This window comes from Mucilaginibacter sp. cycad4, assembly GCF_034263275.1.
Taxonomy (GTDB): domain Bacteria; phylum Bacteroidota; class Bacteroidia; order Sphingobacteriales; family Sphingobacteriaceae; genus Mucilaginibacter.
This window is the reverse complement of sequence record NZ_CP139559.1, coordinates 6,113,540-6,133,427: the sequence shown is the minus strand read 5'-3', so window position 1 is coordinate 6,133,427 and position 19,888 is coordinate 6,113,540. Positions and strand designations below refer to the sequence as shown.

General features: G+C 41.3%; 24 protein-coding genes and 1 pseudogene. 16 read left to right on the top strand and 9 right to left on the bottom strand.

Translation table 11 applies throughout. The features are described 5' to 3' along the window. Positions 1–47: 47 nt before the first annotated feature. The 3 genes from SNE26_RS25320 to rsfS form a co-directional block, all read right to left on the bottom strand. On the bottom strand, positions 48–686 hold the full coding sequence (locus SNE26_RS25320) for a lactate utilization protein (protein WP_321556639.1): 639 nt from the start codon (positions 684–686) through the stop codon (positions 48–50). 56 nt (positions 687–742) lie between these two features. Next, positions 743–2,854, bottom strand: coding sequence for an ATP-dependent zinc metalloprotease FtsH (ftsH, locus tag SNE26_RS25315; protein WP_321556638.1), 2,112 nt, complete (start codon positions 2,852–2,854; stop codon positions 743–745). 90 nt (positions 2,855–2,944) lie between these two features. Beyond that, positions 2,945–3,319, bottom strand: a complete 375-nt coding sequence (gene rsfS / locus SNE26_RS25310) for a ribosome silencing factor (protein ID WP_321556637.1) — start codon at positions 3,317–3,319, stop codon at positions 2,945–2,947. 47 nt (positions 3,320–3,366) lie between these two features. On the opposite strand from rsfS, the gene SNE26_RS25305 reads away from it, so the two are divergent. The 4 genes from SNE26_RS25305 to pfkA all read left to right on the top strand — a co-directional run bounded on the left by SNE26_RS25305 (position 3,367) and on the right by pfkA (position 7,469). Beyond that, complete coding sequence (locus SNE26_RS25305; protein WP_321556636.1) at positions 3,367–4,140, top strand: biotin--[acetyl-CoA-carboxylase] ligase; 774 nt, start codon at positions 3,367–3,369, stop codon at positions 4,138–4,140. A 15-nt stretch (positions 4,141–4,155) separates the two neighbouring features. After that, positions 4,156–4,608 (top strand): protein-disulfide reductase DsbD domain-containing protein, encoded by a 453-nt coding sequence (locus tag SNE26_RS25300; RefSeq protein ID WP_321556635.1) that lies wholly within the window; start codon positions 4,156–4,158, stop codon positions 4,606–4,608. A 23-nt stretch (positions 4,609–4,631) separates the two neighbouring features. Further along, positions 4,632–6,347, top strand: coding sequence for a cytochrome c biogenesis protein CcdA (locus tag SNE26_RS25295; RefSeq protein WP_321556634.1), 1,716 nt, complete (start codon positions 4,632–4,634; stop codon positions 6,345–6,347). Positions 6,348–6,491: 144 nt separating this feature from the next. Continuing rightward, positions 6,492–7,469, top strand: coding sequence for a 6-phosphofructokinase (gene pfkA, locus SNE26_RS25290; RefSeq protein ID WP_090532241.1), 978 nt, complete (start codon positions 6,492–6,494; stop codon positions 7,467–7,469). A gap of 52 nt (positions 7,470–7,521) precedes the next feature. Here the strand turns inward: pfkA and SNE26_RS25285 are convergent, their stop codons facing one another. Both SNE26_RS25285 and SNE26_RS25280 read right to left on the bottom strand, forming a co-directional pair. Further along, positions 7,522–8,874, bottom strand: coding sequence for a PAS domain S-box protein (locus SNE26_RS25285; RefSeq protein ID WP_321556633.1), 1,353 nt, complete (start codon positions 8,872–8,874; stop codon positions 7,522–7,524). Between the two features lie 51 nt (positions 8,875–8,925). Beyond that, the gene (locus SNE26_RS25280) at positions 8,926–9,462 is read right to left on the bottom strand and encodes a 5'(3')-deoxyribonucleotidase (protein WP_321556632.1); all 537 of its coding nucleotides are present in this window, start codon (positions 9,460–9,462) and stop codon (positions 8,926–8,928) included. Between the two features lie 231 nt (positions 9,463–9,693). On the opposite strand from SNE26_RS25280, the gene SNE26_RS25275 reads away from it, so the two are divergent. Together SNE26_RS25275 and rimM are read left to right on the top strand one after the other, a co-directional pair. After that, on the top strand, positions 9,694–10,218 hold the full coding sequence (locus SNE26_RS25275; protein ID WP_321556631.1) for a 30S ribosomal protein S16: 525 nt from the start codon (positions 9,694–9,696) through the stop codon (positions 10,216–10,218). Positions 10,219–10,295: 77 nt separating this feature from the next. Further along, entirely contained in the window at positions 10,296–10,868 is a 573-nt protein-coding gene (rimM, locus tag SNE26_RS25270; RefSeq protein ID WP_321556630.1) for a ribosome maturation factor RimM, read from the top strand. 238 nt (positions 10,869–11,106) lie between these two features. On the opposite strand, the gene SNE26_RS25265 is transcribed toward rimM, so the two are convergent. After that, positions 11,107–11,295: a hypothetical protein gene (locus tag SNE26_RS25265; RefSeq protein WP_321556629.1), complete on the bottom strand. Its 189-nt coding sequence runs from the start codon at positions 11,293–11,295 to the stop codon at positions 11,107–11,109. Beyond that, positions 11,292–11,897, bottom strand: coding sequence for a mobilome CxxCx(11)CxxC protein (locus tag SNE26_RS25260; RefSeq protein WP_321556628.1), 606 nt, complete (start codon positions 11,895–11,897; stop codon positions 11,292–11,294). Before SNE26_RS25260 ends, SNE26_RS25265 begins: the two co-directional genes overlap by 4 nt. A gap of 314 nt (positions 11,898–12,211) precedes the next feature. On the opposite strand from SNE26_RS25260, the gene SNE26_RS25255 reads away from it, so the two are divergent. From SNE26_RS25255 to trmD, 6 genes are all read left to right on the top strand, one after another. Continuing rightward, positions 12,212–12,682: a hypothetical protein gene (locus tag SNE26_RS25255; protein ID WP_321556627.1), complete on the top strand. Its 471-nt coding sequence runs from the start codon at positions 12,212–12,214 to the stop codon at positions 12,680–12,682. Next, positions 12,679–13,116 carry a hypothetical protein gene (locus SNE26_RS25250; protein WP_321556626.1) on the top strand — a complete coding sequence of 146 codons (438 nt, stop codon included), beginning with the start codon at positions 12,679–12,681 and terminating at the stop codon, positions 13,114–13,116. Before SNE26_RS25255 ends, SNE26_RS25250 begins: the two co-directional genes overlap by 4 nt. Continuing rightward, complete coding sequence (locus tag SNE26_RS25245) at positions 13,113–13,313, top strand: helix-turn-helix transcriptional regulator (RefSeq protein ID WP_176625861.1); 201 nt, start codon at positions 13,113–13,115, stop codon at positions 13,311–13,313. Before SNE26_RS25250 ends, SNE26_RS25245 begins: the two co-directional genes overlap by 4 nt. A gap of 16 nt (positions 13,314–13,329) precedes the next feature. Next, entirely contained in the window at positions 13,330–13,719 is a 390-nt protein-coding gene (locus SNE26_RS25240; RefSeq protein WP_321556625.1) for a VOC family protein, read from the top strand. Positions 13,720–13,769: 50 nt separating this feature from the next. After that, on the top strand, positions 13,770–14,141 hold the full coding sequence (locus tag SNE26_RS25235; RefSeq protein WP_321556624.1) for a VOC family protein: 372 nt from the start codon (positions 13,770–13,772) through the stop codon (positions 14,139–14,141). 107 nt (positions 14,142–14,248) lie between these two features. Continuing rightward, on the top strand, positions 14,249–14,929 hold the full coding sequence (trmD, locus tag SNE26_RS25230; protein ID WP_321556623.1) for a tRNA (guanosine(37)-N1)-methyltransferase TrmD: 681 nt from the start codon (positions 14,249–14,251) through the stop codon (positions 14,927–14,929). Here trmD and SNE26_RS25225 read toward each other — a convergent pair. Beyond that, positions 14,926–16,209 carry a hypothetical protein gene (locus SNE26_RS25225; RefSeq protein WP_321556622.1) on the bottom strand — a complete coding sequence of 428 codons (1,284 nt, stop codon included), beginning with the start codon at positions 16,207–16,209 and terminating at the stop codon, positions 14,926–14,928. The two genes, trmD and SNE26_RS25225, sit on opposite strands and share 4 nt — an antisense overlap. Before the next feature lie 164 nt (positions 16,210–16,373). On the opposite strand from SNE26_RS25225, the gene SNE26_RS25220 reads away from it, so the two are divergent. The 4 genes from SNE26_RS25220 to rplS all read left to right on the top strand — a co-directional run bounded on the left by SNE26_RS25220 (position 16,374) and on the right by rplS (position 18,267). Then, positions 16,374–16,940, top strand: a complete 567-nt coding sequence (locus tag SNE26_RS25220; protein WP_321556621.1) for an RNA polymerase sigma factor — start codon at positions 16,374–16,376, stop codon at positions 16,938–16,940. A gap of 44 nt (positions 16,941–16,984) precedes the next feature. Then, a complete protein-coding gene (locus tag SNE26_RS25215; protein WP_321556620.1) occupies positions 16,985–17,476 on the top strand; it encodes a hypothetical protein in 492 nt (163 codons plus the stop codon). A 5-nt stretch (positions 17,477–17,481) separates the two neighbouring features. Continuing rightward, positions 17,482–17,727 carry a hypothetical protein gene (locus tag SNE26_RS25210; RefSeq protein WP_321556619.1) on the top strand — a complete coding sequence of 82 codons (246 nt, stop codon included), beginning with the start codon at positions 17,482–17,484 and terminating at the stop codon, positions 17,725–17,727. A gap of 192 nt (positions 17,728–17,919) precedes the next feature. Beyond that, positions 17,920–18,267, top strand: a complete 348-nt coding sequence (gene rplS / locus SNE26_RS25205; protein ID WP_090532282.1) for a 50S ribosomal protein L19 — start codon at positions 17,920–17,922, stop codon at positions 18,265–18,267. Between the two features lie 960 nt (positions 18,268–19,227). Here the strand turns inward: rplS and SNE26_RS25200 are convergent. Next, a pseudogene (locus SNE26_RS25200) lies at positions 19,228–19,881 on the bottom strand (phosphatidylserine decarboxylase family protein); the annotation flags it as partial. Between the last annotated feature and the right edge of the window lie 7 nt (positions 19,882–19,888).

The window sequence follows — 19,888 nt, the reverse complement described above, 5'->3', positions numbered from 1 at the left end:
CGTTAATCCTTAAATCCTAAGAATCTGGGTTCAGACAAAATCAGCGGTCACCCTTCCAGCATAAAAACAAAAAGCTCTTTGGGGCCGTGTGCTCCTAATACCAGTGTTTTTTCAATGTCGGCGGTACGGCTTGGGCCGGTTACGGTGCTGATCATGGATGGCAGCTGGTTACCGTATTTGGTTTTGATGAGTTTAAAACCATCTTTCAGATCCATAACCATTTGCGAAGTATAAGCCAGTACAATATGCACCGGTGGATAGATGCTTAACCTGCGACCGGCCATATTGCCGTTAGAGAGCAGGATGCTGCCGTTACGGGCAATCAAAGCCTCGCAAAGGGTAAAGCCTACTTCGGCCTGATCAAAGTCTTTATCGGTTTCGTAATGAGGGTATTCAAATTGGTTCAGGATCTCCTGCAGCTTTGGTTCCCAGCAGTAAATTTTGTGCCATTTACGTTCTTCGGCAAGGGTAAGCAGGTTTTCGATAAATTGCAGCTCATCTTCACAAAAAACAAACTGGCCCGCTACATTAGTAAACTGTTCGGCGAAGACTACCTCGGGCATTTCTTCGGCAGGGGGATAAAGGGGCAGGTCTTCCAGCTGAGGGTATGGGTTATCCCTTTTCTCCAAAAGCGCTTTCCTGATTTTTTTAAGCAGTTTTTCTTTTGATGTGGTGATATCCCTCATAGCTAAAAAAGCAAAGCCACCAGCTTTGCCGGTGGCTTTGTATGATAATTTAAAAATTAAAGTTTCGGATCTTCGCTCTCTATTCTTGAAAGTTCAGGATTAGTCAGCGTATCAGGAATGGCGTTATTATCCACATCCGGGTTTAACGCGGCCTCTCCGTTTACAAACTTATCATAGGTTGTACGTTCATCAAACGGACGTTTACCTAAAATCTCTTCCAGGTCGCTTTGGAACAACACTTCTTTCTCCAATAGTTTTTGAGCTATCTTTTCCAAACCGTCACGTTTCAGGTTCAGCAGATCTTTGGTTTTTTGATAAACCACATCAACCAGTTTACGCACTTCAGCGTCAATCATTTCGGCCGTAGTATCAGAGTATGGTTTGTTAAACTGGTACTCGCCCTGCGGGTCATAGAACGATACATTGCCTACATTACCATTCATACCATAAATTTTGGTCATGGCATAAGCAAGTTTAGTAATGCGTTCCAGATCGCTCAGCGCACCGGTAGAAATTTTGCCGAAAACGATATCTTCAGCAACACGGCCACCCATTGATACGCTCATTTCATCAAGCAATTGCTCGGTTGTATACAAAAACTGCTCTTTTGGCAGATATTGAGCATAACCTAAGGCGGCAACACCACGCGGCACAATAGACACCTTAACCAAAGGATCGGCATGTTCCAGGAACCAGCCTGCAATAGCGTGGCCTGCTTCGTGGTAAGCAACAATGCGTTTTTCTTCGGGAGAGATGATCTTGTTCTTCTTTTCTAACCCGCCGATAACACGGTCAATAGCATCCTGGAAATCGGTCATATCAACCGACTCTTTATTTTTACGGGCGGCAATCAACGCGGCCTCGTTACAAACGTTTGCAATTTCTGCACCTGCAAAGCCCGGGGTTTGTGCCGATAATTTTTTGGCATCAACACCATCAGATAATTTGATAGGCTTCAGGTGAACTTTGAAAATTTGCTCACGGCCGATCAAATCCGGTTTATCGATAGACACCTGCCTGTCAAAACGTCCCGGACGCAATAAAGCTGAATCCAGTACATCCGGACGGTTGGTAGCAGCTAAGATAATAATACCCGAATCGGTACCGAAACCATCCATTTCAACCAGCAACTGGTTCAGGGTGTTTTCGCGCTCGTCATTACCACCTACTATATTGTTTTTACCACGGGCGCGGCCAATGGCATCAATCTCATCAATAAAAATGATACAAGGTGCTTTGTCTTTAGCCTGGCGGAACAAATCACGTACACGTGATGCACCCACACCTACAAACATCTCCACAAAATCAGATCCTGAAAGTGAGAAGAAAGGCACCTGGGCTTCGCCCGCAACAGCTTTGGCAAGCAAGGTTTTACCTGTACCCGGCGAACCTACAAGCAGCGCGCCTTTAGGGATTTTACCACCCAGGTTGGTATATTTCTTAGGATTTTTAAGAAAATCAACGATCTCCATTACCTCCTGTTTGGCTTCTTCCAAACCGGCAACGTCATTAAATGTAACGGTTACCTGGGCTTCTTTATCAAACAGGGTAGCTTTTGATTTACCGATGTTAAAGATCTGGCCGCCCGGGCCACCGCCCGAACCACCGCTCATGCGGCGCATGATAAAAATCCATACACCGGCAAATAATATTACCATGATAACACCCTGTACCAGCCAGTTTGATAACAGGCTTTCGTGTCCCTGCTCAAATTGTAAAGATACTTTTTGGTCATCAGGCACATCTTTTTGGGCATCAGCAATTGACTTTTTCAGGCTTTCGTAAGAGGCATCAGTAAAAGTAAACTGCGGACCGCTGTTGGTACTTGTATTAAAAAAGTTTTTTTCTTTGGAGGTGTTATTAACAAAATATGGTTTTGACAAACTTTGCTGCTTAATGTAAACATCGGCCATTACCAGGTCGCCGCTTTTATAAGCTACAATTTTTTGAACATCATTTGTGCGAAGCATGTTGGCCTCAAATTCCTGGAAAGTAACCGGTTTGCCCGATCCGCCGTTTAACAAGGCCGGGATCAGTAAAAAAGCCAAAATAACAATACCATATAGCCACATGATATTGAATTTAGGCGGTTTTGGTGAGGGCTTCTTGTTCACAATTTTACGGATAGGTCTTGGATTTTCTGATTTAGAATCTTTAATATCTTTCATTTCTTTTTACGAGCTCAAACTTACAATCTATAATTTAAATTTTACGCGGTAACAGTAAGACTATGCGTTGAGCCTTTTTGTGACGGATGTTTATGCACTTTTATAATATTTAATATCTGCATCGCCCCACAAATCTTCCACTCCATAAAACTCACGTTTATCGGTCCTGAACACGTGGATCACAACATCCACATAATCAAGCAGTATCCACTCGCCATACTCAAGACCCTCTTTGCGCCAGGGCTCGGTTTGGGTGGCTTTGAAAATTTCATCCTCAATGCTATTTGCTATAGCTTTTACCTGTGTCGACGAATCAGCATGACAGATCACAAAATAATCTGCTACCGAACTGAATATATTACGAAGGTCTAACCTGATAATATCGTTACCTTTTTTTTCCTGGATACCATGTATTGCCAGCTCTGAAATAAAGGCAGATTCACTTAACACTTTGTTTTTTACCATCAAAAAGAATTAGTTTTGAACGTTTTTGAGTATAAAATTATTACACTTTGCAAAATAACATATTTTCAGGATTATTTGTTGGTCAAAATTTAGTAACAATTAAACAAGTTGACTCAACAAATAGTTTTCTTAAAAATCTACTGTCAAATTCCAAGCCAGTACCCGAAGGTACGGTCATTATGGCAGAAGAGCAATATGCAGGCCGTGGCCAGCAACAAAATACCTGGCATAGCGAACCCGGAAAAAACCTTACTTTCAGTCTTTTATTAAAGCCTCATTTTTTACCCGTTGATGCCCAGTTTGACCTTAACCGCGCGGTAAGTTTAGGCGTGCACTATGCCCTGCAACCCATTTTAGGCGACCAGCTAAAAATAAAATGGCCCAATGATATTTATTATGGCGACAGGAAACTTGGCGGTATGCTCATTGAAAACACCATACAAGGCGGGCAACTCAAAGACTCCATTATTGGCATAGGATTGAACATAAACCAGGAAAATTTCCCAACTGGCGCCTCAAATGCCACCTCTGTCAAACAAATCTTACAAAAGGATTATGATTTAACACTGTTATTATCTGAAATTTGCAAACACATTGAGGTATACTACCTTAAACTTAAGGCCGGACAGGTTGATTTTGTAAGGAATAGTTACTTAAGCCGACTATATTGGTTAAACGAGGTTAAAAGCTTTGAGTCAAACAATGGGGTTTTCAATGGTACTGTTAAAAATGTACTGCCGAATGGCTTGCTGGTTATTGAAGATACTAACGGGCAGCAATCGGAGTTTAACCTTAAAGAATTGAAATTTTTAAATAAATAATAAAGTAAAGCACAAATGAAGAAACTATTGGTATTGGTAACTGCGCTCATCATCAGCGCCGGCGCTTACGCCCAGATCGAATCGCCGGTGAGGTGGTCATACGCGGCAAAAAAGGTAAATGATAAAGAAGCGGTAGTTTTTTTAAAAGCAACCATACAAAGCGGCTGGCACATTTATTCACAAACCGTAAAAGACGGCGGCCCAATCAAAACCTCATTTGACTTTACCCCATCAAAATTATATGCTGCTGTTGGCAAAACTACCGAACCAACTCCGGTAACCAAATACGAAAAATCATTCAGCATGAATGTTAGCTACTTTGAAAAGGAAGTTGTTTTTAGCCAAAAGATCAGTTTAAAATCACCCAAAGCAACAGCAGTTACAGGTAAATTAACCTACATGACCTGTAACGACATGAAATGCCTGCCGCCCGAAGATGTTGATTTCACTATCCCTTTAGGTAAATAATTCAGCACACCTTAACAGTAGTCATGAAATTATTAAATAAAGGTGCTTTCCTGCGCGCCGGGCTTGTTGCATTAATTACCCTGATCATCCTAAACATAGCCGGGGCAAATCCGGCTTATGCCATACAAAAAAAAGCAGCTGATACTTCGGTATCAGCCGCCGATGTTACTTTTACCGATATTCCTACCGCTGCCGATAGCTTAGCTATTAGAAAAAAACAAGCCGATTCGGTAAAAAAGGCAGAGGCTGAAAAAAAACTCGTTACTACCTCTGCAAACCCGGATGAAAAACCTAAAACCCTTTGGCAAATATTTTTCGGTTGCTTTTTAGGCGGCTTTGCCGCATTGATAATGCCATGTATTTATCCTTTGTTACCCTTAACGGTAAGTTTTTTTACCAAAAAGAGTGGAAGCAAAAGCAAAGCTGTAGGGCAATCATTATTATATGGTTTATCAATCATTATAATATACGTTTTATTAGGAGTTATTGTGTCTTTGCTATTCGGGCCAGGAGCACTTAATGCATTGGCAACCAATGGAATATTTAATTTCCTTTTCTTTTTATTATTGGTAGTTTTCGGCGTATCATTCCTTGGCGCTTTCGAAATAACATTACCCAGTTCGCTGGCCAATAAGTTGGATCAAAATTCAGATAAAGGCGGGGTTGCCGGTATCTTTTTTATGGCGGCTACATTGGTAGTAGTCTCTTTTTCGTGTACGGGTCCCCTAATTGGAGGTTTACTTGCAGCAGCTGCAACAAAAGGAGAACGCCTTGGACCAGCTGTAGGCATGTTTGGATTTTCGTTGGCACTGGCATTACCCTTCACGTTGTTCGCTCTTTTCCCTTCATGGTTAAAAAGCCTGCCAAAATCGGGCGGTTGGCTTAATAGTGTAAAAGTTGTATTAGGATTGCTTGAAATTGCTTTTTCGCTTAAATTCCTGTCGAACGTTGATCTGGCCTATCACTGGAACTGGTTTGATCGTGAGGTATTCCTTTCATTGTGGATAGCATTAGGTGTGATTGGAGGATTGTATCTTATCGGTAAAATCAAATTTTCACATGACAGTGACCTGCCATACTTATCGGTTCCGCGTACGTTTATCGCTATAATTGTATTTGCATTTGTGTTTTATATGATCCCTGGGTTATGGGGTGCCCCGCTGAAAGTTATCAGTGGTTTTTTGCCGCCACCCGCTACACAAGATTTTGATTTATCAAATATTACAAGTTCCTCGCCCGTTCAGGAGCAGAAAGTATCTATAAAGGATAAAAAGTACGAAACGGTTTTCGCACGCGGTAAACATAAAGGTCTAAACGAGTGGTATGATTATGACCAGGCATTGCAAGTATCTAAGGAGTTAAAAAAACCAGTACTTATTGATTTCACAGGCTGGAATTGCCCTAACTGCCGTAAAATGGAGAACGAAGTTTGGACTGATGCAGAAGTACGCAAGCGGATTCAAAATGATTTTGTATTGCTTGAGCTTTACGTTGATGAAAAAACAGCCCAATTACCTGCCAGTGAAGTTTACACGTCTGAATTGTCGGGTAAAAAAATCACGAGTCTTGGCGACAAAAATGCCGATTACGAAACCACTAAATTTAATACAAATTCGCAGCCCTATTATGTTATAACCGATAGCGAGGGTAATGTACTTGTTCCTCCACAGGGAGCAAACTTTAGCATTGATAATTATATAAAATTTTTAGACAGTGGCATAGCTGCTTACAAAAAATAGAGATCGGGTTAAAAAAATAAGTGTAAATTCGCGCAAAATTCAAATCCCGCGTTTTATTGGTTAGGCGGGGTTTAAATTGATAACAATATTTACAACCCTAATTAGTTATGAATAGGTTAGCCCGTTCATAATCAAAACAAAAAAATGACTCAGATCAAAAATATCGGCGTTTTTACTTCAGGTGGCGATGCACCGGGAATGAATGCTGCCATAAGGGCGGTTGTACGTGCCGCCATGTATTACGGAATTGAAGTCACGGGGATCCGCCGTGGTTACGACGGCATGGGCAAAGGTGATTTTTTTACCATGAACCGTAAATCCGTTTCAAACATTATTCAGCGTGGTGGTACAATACTTAAAACTGCAAGGTGTGATGAGTTCAGAACACCCGAAGGTCGTAAGGCAGCATATGAGCACCTGGTAAAAAATAAAGTTGATGCATTGGTAGCTATTGGCGGCGACGGTACCTTTACCGGCGCTAAAGTTTTTGGCAGCGAATATGATATTCCGGTGGTTGGTTTACCGGGTACAATTGATAATGACCTGGTTGGCACCGATTTTACAATCGGTTACGACACAGCCATTAACACTGTTGTTGACGCCGTTGACAAGATCAGGGATACTGCCGAATCGCATGACCGTTTATTTATTGTTGAGGTAATGGGCCGCGACTCGGGCCTGATTGCTTTACGTACCGGTATTGCTACCGGCGCCGAAGCTATCCTGATCCCCGAAAGTAAAACCGGGCTCGAAGGTTTATTAAACCGCCTTGAGTTTGGCCGTAAAGACAAAACATCGCGTATAGTAATTGTTGCCGAAGGCGAAGATGCCGGCGGCGCGTTTGAGGTTGGCAGGTTAGTACAGGAAAAGTTCCCTAATTATGATACCCGCATCTCTATTTTAGGCCACATACAGCGCGGCGGTGCACCAAGCTGCATGGACAGGGTATTGGCAAGCCGTGTTGGCGCTGCTGCTGTTGAAGCTTTAAGAGACGGGCACCGCAACGAAATGATAGGCCTCATCAATGGCGAAATTGCTTATACCCCGTTTGAGCATGCTATCAAACATCACCAGGGTATTGATCCAAATATGATCAAACTGGTTGAGATGCTTTCTATGTAATTAAGCTAAAACGATAAATAAAACAGGCCCGGCTTAATCAAGCGGGCCTGTTTTATTTGGCAATAGTGCTGTCAACCACAAGCCTTATCGCGGTATCAATTTCAGCACTCACGGTAAACAGGTGTGCTATGATCTCCTTATTTTCGGGGTTATAGAAATCTTCATGATCCATTAAGCCGATAAGTCCCAGCATACTTGCCACCGGCCGTCGCAGCTCATGTGAGCTTAAAGAAGCAATGTTCCGTAAACGTTCATTCTGGCCCACAAGCTCCTTTTGTATTTTAAGCCTGTCGGTGATATTATGGCCAAAGCATCCTACACCTATAACATCGCCCCCAGCGGTATAAATAGGATTGAAACTAACTTCATAGTACAAACGCTGCCCACTCACAGGGTCGGTGCTTTCACTAATTATATCATACCGCTCTCCGCTTAAAGCACGGTTATAATAAACCGTCCAATCATCAGTTACTTGCCTGCTAAATCCTTCATGCTTATAAGAGTATTGCCCTTTATAAGGCTTTACACCTGTTAAATGGGTTACCTGCTCAACATAAGCCTGGTTCATATACATATACCGCAGTTCTTTGTCAATCGACCAGATATGGTCCTGGGTATTATTGATCAAGGCTTCAAGGCTGTCTTTCATTTGCAGAGCCTCTTCGCGCATTTGCATTTGCGGTGTAATGTCCCTGCCTATGCCTTGTATTTCAACTACACTTCCGTTGCCATCGGCTATGGAAACAAATTCCCATTCGGTGTCATACAGGCTTCCATCTTTAGCAGGTTTTTTGTGGGCAAGCCTGATGATTTTGCCCGGATTATTAATACAGTCTACAAAAGCGTCCTGGCACAGTTGCGCATCCTGCGGAATGGTAGTTTTCGAAAAATGATGTCCTATTATGTCAGCCTCGTCATAACCAAAGGTTTTAAAAAACCGGCGGTTAGCAAAGCTAAATTTACCATTGATATCAATCCTTACCAGGAAATTGGTTTGCGAATCAATAAGCGAATTGAGGAACTGCTCGCTCAGCCCAGGCCTGCTGAACGGGATCAGGGTATGAACACCATCGAGGGCAGAGGTTATATTACTTAATATGATTTTATGGCCGGTAAGCCCGTCAGCAGCAAGTGTCCGTTTTTCGGTTAACTGCTTTTGGCCGGCTTCCAGGTGATAAGTCATCTGAATTGACTCGTTCATAGCAAGCCCATCGGTAAGTTGCTTTATACCGGCAAAAGTTTCAGGCTTTACCAGCCCAATCAAAAAATCAACACTTTGACGTAGATGATCGGCACCTACTTCAAAAAGACTGTAAAAGCTTTCACTTACAAACAGATATTTTTGTTCGTCGATATCAAAAACAATTGTACAATTTCCGTTTGCAGCCGGATTTGGGTTAAACATAAACAACTGTAAATACTTAAAGATAAAGCTATTTATATGATAAACAAACAACTACAATAATTTAGCAGCAACTTCCTTCCAGGTATTTACCCGTTCATAGTCGGTAAGCAGCATATTATGCGGTGAGGTATACAGGATTTTACGGCCATTAAATGTGGCGAAGTTTTTAATCCGGTCGTCGATCATAATATCCACATCCAAAATCTTGTGCCCGCAAAAAATAATGTTTGTCCATGAAATGAATGGAAAATGCTCCTCAAGCCATTCCTGCTTATCCTCCAGCGAGTACTTGAACTCCATAGCTGCCGATGCTATGTACACGTCATATTTTTCATGCAGGGCTTTCACTACTTCCTGTGCATCCGGCATCACCGGGATATCCCTGAAAAAACCGCGCTCGTTGATATAAACCCGCAGGGTTTCGCTTAAATGCGGCGGCAGGATCTCCCTAAACTCCCTGCCCTCCATATTGCCCAGGCTTATTTCTTCACCATGCCTTTCTTTATACATACTGATGAATTTGCCAATGGTATCGGCAATAACTTCATCCATGTCAATTGCTATGCGTGTTTTTCTGTTGATGCTCATGGCAGGTAAATTGCGATTTTTTTAAATTACTGCAATGTTAAGTTTAAAAAACAGCTAAATAAACCAAATCATGTCCTACAAAAACAACCATTCACCAGTCAACCCAATCAACCATTCACTTCAACCATAAATAATTAATTATCAACCATTTTTAATTATGATAAAAATTAATACCTTTGCATCCCCGCAGAAAGAACTCCGGGGATAATGTTGAATACATAAAAATTTACAATGGCAACTAAGATCAGACTACAAAGACACGGTAAAAAAGGTAAACCTTTTTATTACATCGTGGTAGCAGACTCACGCGCTCCACGTGATGGACGCTTCATTGAGCGTTTAGGTTCATACAACCCAAACACAAACCCCGCAACTATTGACATTAATTTCGACAAAACTTTAGATTGGGTTAACAACGGCGCCCAGCCTACCGATACTTGTCGTGCTATCCTTTCATACAAAGGTGTGCTGTACAAAAAACACTTACAAGGCGGTGTTAAAAAAGGTGCTTTAACCGAAGAGCAACTGGAAACCAAATTTGCTGAATGGCTTGACCAGAAAGAAGGCAAAATTACCGGTAAAAAATCCAGCCTTAACGTTGCTAAAGACGAAGCCCGCAAAGCTGCTTTAGCTGCTGAAGCTAAAAAGAGCGAAGAAAAAGCTGCTGCTATTGCTGCTAAAAACGCTCCTGCTGCCGAAGAAACTGAAGCTCCTGCAGAAGATGCAGCAACTGAAGAAGCTGAAAGCGCAGAATAATTATTTGATTAAGCGTACAGAAGGCAATAAGAACATTTTGTCTTTAATTTTTACGCTTGATTTCTTAAATCCGAATAATGGCGAGGCAAACAGCTTCGCCATTATTGTTTAACTCATTTTATATGAAAGCTGAAGATCATTTCAGAATAGGCAGTGTACTAAAAACCAAAGGCTTAAAAGGTGAGCTACAGATCTACGTTGATTTTGATGGCATAGAAGCTATTAAATTTAACGCGGTGTTCATTGATATTGCCGGCAAAATGATCCCTTATTTTGTATCATCAATAAAATACCTGCAAAAAAACAATGCTTATCTTAACCTGGAAGATGTTGATACCATTGAAAAAGCATCGGCACTGGTTAAACGGGATATCTACCTGCCCAATAAGCTGAAGCCAAAGAGAAAGAAAAGCGAATTTACCCTGAACGATGTGGAAGGCTTTATCGCTATAGATGAAACCCACGGCGAACTGGGCGAAATACTAACTGTACAGGAATATCCACAGCAATTGATAGCTACTGTGCAGTACAAAAATAAGGAAGTACTTTTCCCGCTTAACTTAGAGATCATTAAAGGAATAGATGTTGAAGGTGGTGAAATTTACATCGATTTGCCGGAGGGATTGCTGGATATCTATCTGGAAGGATAGCTTTTAGAATAAAGAAATAAGATATTTGAACCCTATGCCCGTGTCCTCACGGGCATTTTCTATTTAAAATGATTTGTCAACAGACTGGTAACTGTACACCACCTGGAAAAATTTAAAAAAAATTAGACATGAGAAAAATCCATCCGCAACAAAGTACGTGGATAAGGACATTTATGATACTTGGCAATTGAACCTATTGTATTTTGTACATATAGGCTATTATTTTCTAACCATAATCTTATTTCCCACAATATTTACAAGATGCGGTAGCTCGTGGGCCTAAACTCTTGTTAAAGGTCTCCCTTATGGAGTCTCTTTGCTTAAAATCAGACGCTTCGTAGTCTTTTATCCATTGTTGGATTTCTAATCTTTCAGCATAGTCTAAATCAGTATATGCTAATTTAATGTTTTCAGTTTTTTGACTCATGATTTATATGTTTGGTATTTAAGTGAAAAGTTGCCACAAACGTAACAGTCTGTAGATATAATAGATAATGGCATTATTTCGCATCCGTGACATTTTTCTTTATGCTCACGAAGCGAATATCTCATGCCTCGTCTCAACTCCCAATCTTTTATTCCGTGTTGGGAATCTTGTTGATTTCTAAGCGTTTTTTCCAATTCGATTAAATCATACTCCCTTTTTAAATCTAAATACTTCAACGGTGGCGTTTTACCCAATTTTTTGTATTTGGAGTATAAATTATCATAAGAAACCTTTGCTTCATATGCATATGATAACTCATCGTCCCATTTATATAAAATAGTAATAAGCGAAAATATGAATTGAATTATCATTACAGGAATGGCTATGTATACAATCCAAATAAGTGTGCTATTGTGTATCCCATATCCTAATACGGTTGCTCCTATTAATGCTGGCACGAGTATTCCCAATGCTTTAATAAGATATACAACCTTTCTAAAAAGGTTAGCTCTTTTTTCAAAAATATATGAATATCCAAAGCAGTGAAACGCTTTATCATGGCATTCAAGCCTAATTGCATCATACAACTCTAAATCAGTCATCTTTTTTTCGTGTTAGCTACTTTCATATTCTCCGCCATCCTAATCATTTCTTCGTGCGTTATTTGCCTTATACTAAGATATTAAAGATTTATAAGCCAATCTATATTAGCAGCTTTTTTTAATAATATCCTCAATTCCTACATCGGCTTTTATTTTACAAGGATTTGATAATGGCCGGATCTCATTGCCAAAGGGGCGAAAGCTATTTATCACCGAGGGCATTTTTTATTTGGCGTGATTAAAAAAATATTTTGTCAAATATATTTGACATTTGTAAAGTTTATTTTACTTTTGGTAAGCCAAACTTTACAATTATGAAATCACGATTCTTATTTCCGTCAAAAGTCCGGTTCCTGGGGCTGTTTTTATTTTTAGCAGGAATTGCCTTTTTTATTTATTCGCAAAACAGCTCAAAAGAGATTTTTGTATGGCACAGTTTCTCAACTGGAAACAGTTTTTGGGGAGCTTCAAGAGATGAATCTTTTGATGATGAGATCCAGTTGCTTATGGTATTATCAGGTTTAATTTTATTAGCGTTTTCAAAAGAAAGCGTTGAAGATGAGCATATAGTACAACTCCGGTCAGATTCTTTACAATGGGCCGTCTACGTTAATTATGCTGTTTTCGCGGTACTCATCTTCGCCTCCTATGGCATTACTTTCCTGATGTTCACGATGTATAATGTATTAACCCTGCTGGTATTTTTCATCGTCCGTTTCAGGTGGAAGATGTTTTTATTAAACAGAGGCTTAACAACAGAAGTTAAAGGAGCAATGCAATCATGAAATCACGCTTTTTATTTCCGCACTGGTTCAGGTACCTGGGGCTTGCGCTTTTCCTGATCCATATCCCCATTGTGATGTTTAAAAAAAAAATGGGCTTCAGCATGCACGATGAGCCCGTAAGCGACGACCTGTTTAACAGTCATCACATTTTTTTTATGACCACTACGCTGCTCATGGCTATCGGTTTGTTCTTTATCGCATTTGCTAAAGAACGGATAGAGGACGAACAGATCTTTAAGCTCCGGCTTGATTCCCTGCAATGGGCTATTTATGTAAATTATATACTTTTGGTGCTGAGTTTAATATTAAGTAAAGACACCGAACATATTTTGTTTTTAAATTTATTGGTACCGCTTGTGTTTTTTATTGTCCGCTTCAGGTGGAAGATTTTTCAGAACAACCGCCTTATCAATAAGGAAGAGGGGCAGGCATGAAAAACAACATCAGGGTTGAGCGGGCCATCAAAAACATAACCCAGGCCGAGCTTGCAGAGCTTATCGGGGTGTCGCGGCAAACCATTAACACCATCGAAAGTAACAGGTACGTGCCATCTACCGTGCTGGCTTTAAAAATAGCCCGTGTATTTGGCAAACCTGTAGAAGACGTTTTTTCGTTAGACGAAGAAGATTAACCAAATCAATATAACCATGGCAACAAAACCAAGCTTCGCACCGCAGTTAGCCATTCCGCATGGTGTAACCGACATCAGCTTTTACATTAAAGCTTTAGGCGCGGTTGAACTAAGGCGCTTCAGCAATGATGATGGCAGCATCCATGTATCAGAGCTATCGATAGATGGAACCATTTTTCACCTGCACGAGGAAACAGAACGAACGGCTGTGCTTTGCCCCGGTACCACAAAAGCTACCAGTGTTACCATCGGTCTTTTTGTTGATGATGTGTACGCGGTGATGGAATCTGCAAGACGAGCAGGTGCAAAGATAGCTTCTGAGGTAACGGACTGGGACTATGGCTACCGCCAGGGCGACTTTATTGATCCTTTTGGGCATCGATGGATGATTGAGAAAGCGATATAGTGTATAGAAGCAAGCAACAAGAATCAAGAGACAAGATAAAAAGCACTATTATGGAAAAGCAACCCACCTACGGCAACGGCAAAATATGCTACATCGAAATTCCGGCCAATGATATCAGCGTATCATCAAAGTTTTTTCAGGCAGTTTTCGGCTGGCATATCCGCACCGACAATCATGGCTTTGCCTCTTTTGACGACGGCGTGGGCGAAGTAAGCGGCATGTGGGTAACCGGTCGTGAGCCAATGGGCAAAGCAGGGTTACTGATCTCCATTATGGTTGACGATGCAGAAGCAACGCTTAATCTGATAGAGGCCAACGGAGGTATCATCGTTCAACCCATAGGTAAGGATTTCCCGGAGATCACGGCACATTTTACTGATCCTGCGGGTAATTTATGGGGAGTTTATCAGCATCGGGGATAGGCTATAGAAAAAAGATTGCAAGACTCAGGAATCAAGACAATTTCGGAGACAGCACATTTTTCAGTAATCTTGCATCCTGATTCTTTTATCCTGAGTCTGAAGAAAATATGCGTTTCGATATCATCTCTGTATTGCCAGGTTTGCTTGAAAGCCCTTTTGCTCATTCCATTTTGCAGCGTGCGCAGAAAAAGGGGATTTCTGAAATTGTTGTTCATAATCTGAGGGACTATGCCACCAACAAGCAAAAAAGTGTTGATGACTACCCTTACGGCGGCGGTAGCGGCATGGTGATGACCATCCCTCCGTTTGCGGCTTGTATTGAAAAATTAAAATCAGAACGTGAATATGACGAGATCATTTTCATGTCGCCCGATGGTGAAACACTCAATCAGGCTATCGCCAACCAGCTTTCCATCAAAAAAAATATCATTATCCTTTGCGGTCATTATAAAGGCATCGATCAGCGTATCCGCGACATTTATGTAACCCGCGAGATCTCGATAGGCGACTATGTACTTTCGGGCGGAGAGCTACCCGCAGCCGTACTGGTTGATGCAGTAGTGAGGCTTATCCCCGGCGTATTGAGTGATGAAACATCCGCCCTGTCTGATTCATTCCAGGACGACCTGCTGGACGCCCCCGTTTATACCCGCCCGGCCGACTGGAACGGCCACAAGGTACCCGAAATTCTTTTAGGAGGCAACACACCCGAAATAGAAAAATGGCGCCACGAGCAGGCCTTAGAGCGCACAAGGGCCAGAAGGCCTGATTTGTTGGATAACGATTAAACAGCCCCCTCTTTAAACCTGAGGCTCATTTTTGGCATTTTATTAATAGTGCAGGCTATCCAAAAAAGCAGTATCGGCACTATAACATCCAATTGCCTCACGTAAGCACTTACAAAGCCACTAAGTAAAAAGTAAACCGTAAAAAGCAGCATTGTTAGCTTAACCGGATAGATGATCTTCTTCCGGTTAATTATACTTACGGCTAAACAAATAACGGAAGTCCACAAAAGCAGGGACCCTGTAATAATGTTACTTATTGTTTGAGTAACCTGATAGGTATATGAATAAGGAAAATCAAAAAGCATCCGCGAGATGTTGTAGAGGTAATTTTTTACAAATTTTTTAGGTGCCTGTTTAATGTTCCTAATTGCGGCCTTTTTAAAAAGCTCATCCTGTTCAACGGCCTGGTGCGCCATGATAAAAGATATCTCTTTGGCATGATTTGCTTGCAGCAGCGAATCGCCTTCGGTTGATTTAAACGGCATCGGGAGTATTGAGTTAGACAGATAGGGAACCTTCCAGTCGCCATATTCCAAGTCATAAGGCGAACTCATCCAGTACAAACTCATCCCTCCGGAGTTTCCCCAGTAAAAAATCTTTCCGGTAAGGTGTTGGGTATAAGAAAGGTATGGCACTGTAGTAAGCAAGGCTATAGCGAAGATACAAACTGCCTTAATACAAGATGTTCTTATCGCCTTTATAATACTTAACAGCAAACAGATAACCAAACAAAGCAATATCACATAACCGAAAATGATTTTGGTTAAGGCCAGGAAACCAATCAGAAAACCTGAAAGTACAACGTATACTGTTTTACGTTTCACATAATACAGGGTGATGCTGTATACAATACTTACTATTAAAAATGAAGTAAAAACCTCGGTATAAATAGCGGGTAAAAACTGGTAAAGATTAATATAAAATGCCCATATAACAGCAAATAGCATTGCCAGTTTTTCCTTAACCACATAACGCAGGGCCTGATAAAAAAATACCACCGACAGGTAAAAGAAAAGCGCATTTAATAAGGAATACCAAATAATTGGCAAATGCAACGCAGCACAAGGCATAAGTACAATAGGATAACCCGGACCACTCCATAAATTGATATCAGGTGCGGGGGCCGAATAAAAACCACGAATTAAGTTAGATGCAAAACCCACGTACCTGGGCTCATCGCCATACAGCACTGGGTATTTAAATTTCAATACACGATAAACGTAATAAATCAGGAACGGTGAAAACAGGAAATAAGGGTTTTGTTTTAAATTAAAACGCATACGGTATGGCATATATCAATGATACCAATTTATAGCCTATCTCCTGATATATTTATTCAAAATTCAACCTTGCGTTAAAACACAACTGTCATTTTAACGATGTTCTTTTCCTAAATTAGATTGCAACCAAATAATGCTTACTGCATTATAGTGCCGTTGCAGCTATGAACCCTAACCACACCGAAGCCCAGCTTATTGAACAATGCCGAACCAACCCGGCTGCCTTTGGGCAGGTGTTCGACCGTTGGTATAAACCGGTATTTGGCTATATTATGCGCCGCTGCGGAGATTATGACCTGGCAAGGGATATCGCAGCCGAAACTTTCCTTAAAGCTTTTTTGAAGATAGGTTCATTTAAATGGAAGGGGATAGGCCTGTCATCATGGCTTTATCGTATTGCTACCAACGAGCTTAACCAATATTACCGCGGCAGCAAATACAAACCGGAGTCGCTACAACAACTGCTGGAAAATCCGCAGATGGAAAAGCTGCTGCATGACCATGCAGGTAACGAGCGCGAAATGATGGAACAGGAGCTGAAAGCATTTAATGATTATAACCGCATCCGCCAAAACCTGCTTAAGCTTGATATTAAATACCAGGAGGTAATTTCCTTAAGATACTTTGAACAGAAAACCAATATGGAGATCAGCGAGATCCTGGATAAAAATGAAGGCACAGTAAAATCACTGCTCTCGCGCGGGCTGGAGAAATTAAGAAATATGCTTTAACCGCTGCAACCAAAACCAATTAATGCATTATAAGGGTAATTAACATGAAAGATCAAGATGAATTTTTAAAGCAAATGGAAAATTTAAAAGTACCCGATGTAAATCCATCCCAACACCAGGATATGGTGAAAATGGCCATCATGAACGCCGGGCGTTCGGCAGCCCTGGGATTATGGCTGGTGATAGTGCCCTGCTACTTTTTGCTGTGCGTATTCATGTATTATCACTTCCACATTAATGCAAACTGGTTTAGTGCTATGTTCAGCGTGATGGTACAGCTGGAAAAAGTACCTTATATTGATTATGTTGGCCCGCTGGTATTATTTATCCTGCCTATTGTATGCATAGTCATCAACCTGCTTTCTATTATTCATGTACAGGTTCGGCCAATAGATCCCGACAGGCGCAAAGTAAAAGAGCTCAATATCAGTATCAGGTTAAAACTGTGGAACATTGTATTGATCCTTATCAGCCTTGCCATTGTGTTCGCGTTCATCAATTTCGCCATGACAGAAAACATATCCATCAAAAACTAATCATCATGAAATTAAACTGGTTTACCCGCAAAGGGATCATCTACCTGCCGGTGTCTATTATTGGCTGGATCATATTGGCCGTAGCGCTTGCTTATGCTGTTTTTACTTTTGTTGATATCGATAAACGCTCGCACTCGGTGAGTGATACGCTCATTAATTTTGTATTCAACCTGCTTTTAATCGGGCTGATATATACGCTTATCGCTTATTTTACGGAGAAGAAACCGGTGCCGGATATTATTGAAAAATAAAGTCAGTCCTTAATCCTCAGGTATGACTTACGGAGTTTTAAAAACTTCCTAAGTCTGCGTAAACCACAACGCGTTGTTAATAAAAATACTAAATGTGGAAATTTTTAAATTTGGCTTTCTTTTATTGAAAATAATCCCTATACTTGCAATCCGATTTTTACGGGCTAAAAATCGCATTAAGAGCTTAAAATCATGGATTTAGTAAAATTTGTTGAAGAGCAATCAGTAGAAAAAAAGCAGCTTCCATCCTTCAAAGCTGGTGATACTGTAAGTGTTCACTATAAAATCAGAGAAGGAAATAAAGAACGCGTTCAGGTTTACCAAGGTGTTGTTATTCAGCGTAACAGCGTTGGTGTAAGCGAAACTTTTACTGTGCGTAAAGTATCAAATGGCATTGGCGTTGAGCGTATCTTCCCTGTTAACTCTCCAAACATCGACAAGATCGAAGTTAACAGCGTTGGTAAAGTTCGCCGTTCTAAACTGTACTATCTGCGTGCCCTTACTGGTAAAGCAGCTCGTATCAAATCAAAACGCGTTTAATTTATCCAGCCGCTTAGCGGTATATAGAATATAAAAGGCCTTTCTGAAGTAATTTCGGTAAGGCCTTTTGCTATATGAAGGTTTTTAGGCTGCCATCATAGTAATTAATTGATTTTCAGACGAAAGCTTTTAGTTACAGAACCAACTGCCGCGGGTTTGTAACCCGTGGTGAACCATAACTTAAGCTTTCAGCTTAAGATAAAGCTGAAAGCTTCGCTCTTAGCGCTTTCCGAGTCTTGACACGCAAGCCCTTAGCGCAAGTCTTGAGCGGAGAGATGTGCGATTGGTGACTTGTGCTTTCCGAGTCTTGACATGCAGGCCCAAGTTACCCCCTCAGCTATCCCGCCCACAAAACTTGAGCTAAGGAAAAATAGATTATTAAAGCTGAAAGCTTCAACAATGCAGAGTCACGGGTTACGCTATCACTAAACCCGCGACAGCGGAGAGATGTGCGATTGGTGACTTGTGCTTTCCGAGTCTTGACACGCAAGCCCAAGTTACCCCTCAGCTATCCCGCCCACAAAACTTGAGCTAAGGAAAAAATAGATTATTTAAAGCTGAAAGCTTCAACAATGCAGGATCATGGGTTACGCTATCGCTAAACCCGCGACAAAGGGTGCTATCCAGGCACAAAAAAAGCAGATGAGTTCCCCATCTGCCTTTCTTATATAAAACGTATGCTAATTATTCGCTGTCCGCTTCTTTAGCCGCATCATCGCCAGCTTTTTTTCGTCTTGGTGCAGATGACCTTTTCTTAGTGGCCTTTTCTGTAGTGTCTTCTTCCGTAGCTGGGCCTTCTGCGGCTTCGGGATGATCAACCACCAGCGAAGGAGCCGGCGTTATGCTATTCATAGTCGGTGTTTCTTCTACCAAAACAGCAGGATCTACCGGTGCCGCAGGCGGCTCAGGAACAACAATTACATCAGGTTTTGCAGCTTCTTTTAAAGGCTCAGCATCAACCAGCTCGGCTAAAATGGTACGACCACCTTTTACTACATCACCGATGTTCACCAGGATCTTAGTGCCCAGCGGCAGAAAAACATCCACTCTCGAGCCAAACTTAATAAAGCCAAACTGCTGGCCCTGATCAACAATATCACCTTGTTTTACATACCAAACTATACGGCGGGCCAGCGCACCGGCTATCTGCCTGAACAACACGGTTACACCTTTACTGTTTTCGATAGCTATGGTTGTACGTTCGTTTTCGGTTGATGATTTCGGGTGCCAGGCCACCAGGTATTTACCTTTGTGGTATTTAAAATAGCTTACCACGCCTGCAATAGGATTGCGGTTAACATGCACATTAACCGGCGACATGAAAACAGATAGCTGAATGCGTTTATCTTTCAAAAATTCGGTTTCTTCAGTTTCTTCTATTACTACAACCTTGCCATCCGCAGGGCAAAGGATAGTATTTTCGGCGGTTTCAATATCAAAGAACGGACTGCGGAAAAACTGCAGGATGATCAAAAATAAAGCACCCGAAAAAATGTAAACTATCCATTTTAATGTATGTGCTGTAGGCATGTAAAACTGGATCAGCGCATTTAATACAAAAATGAACAGGATAGTAATAGCGAGTGAGGTATAGCCTTCTTTATGTATGGTCATTTATTTA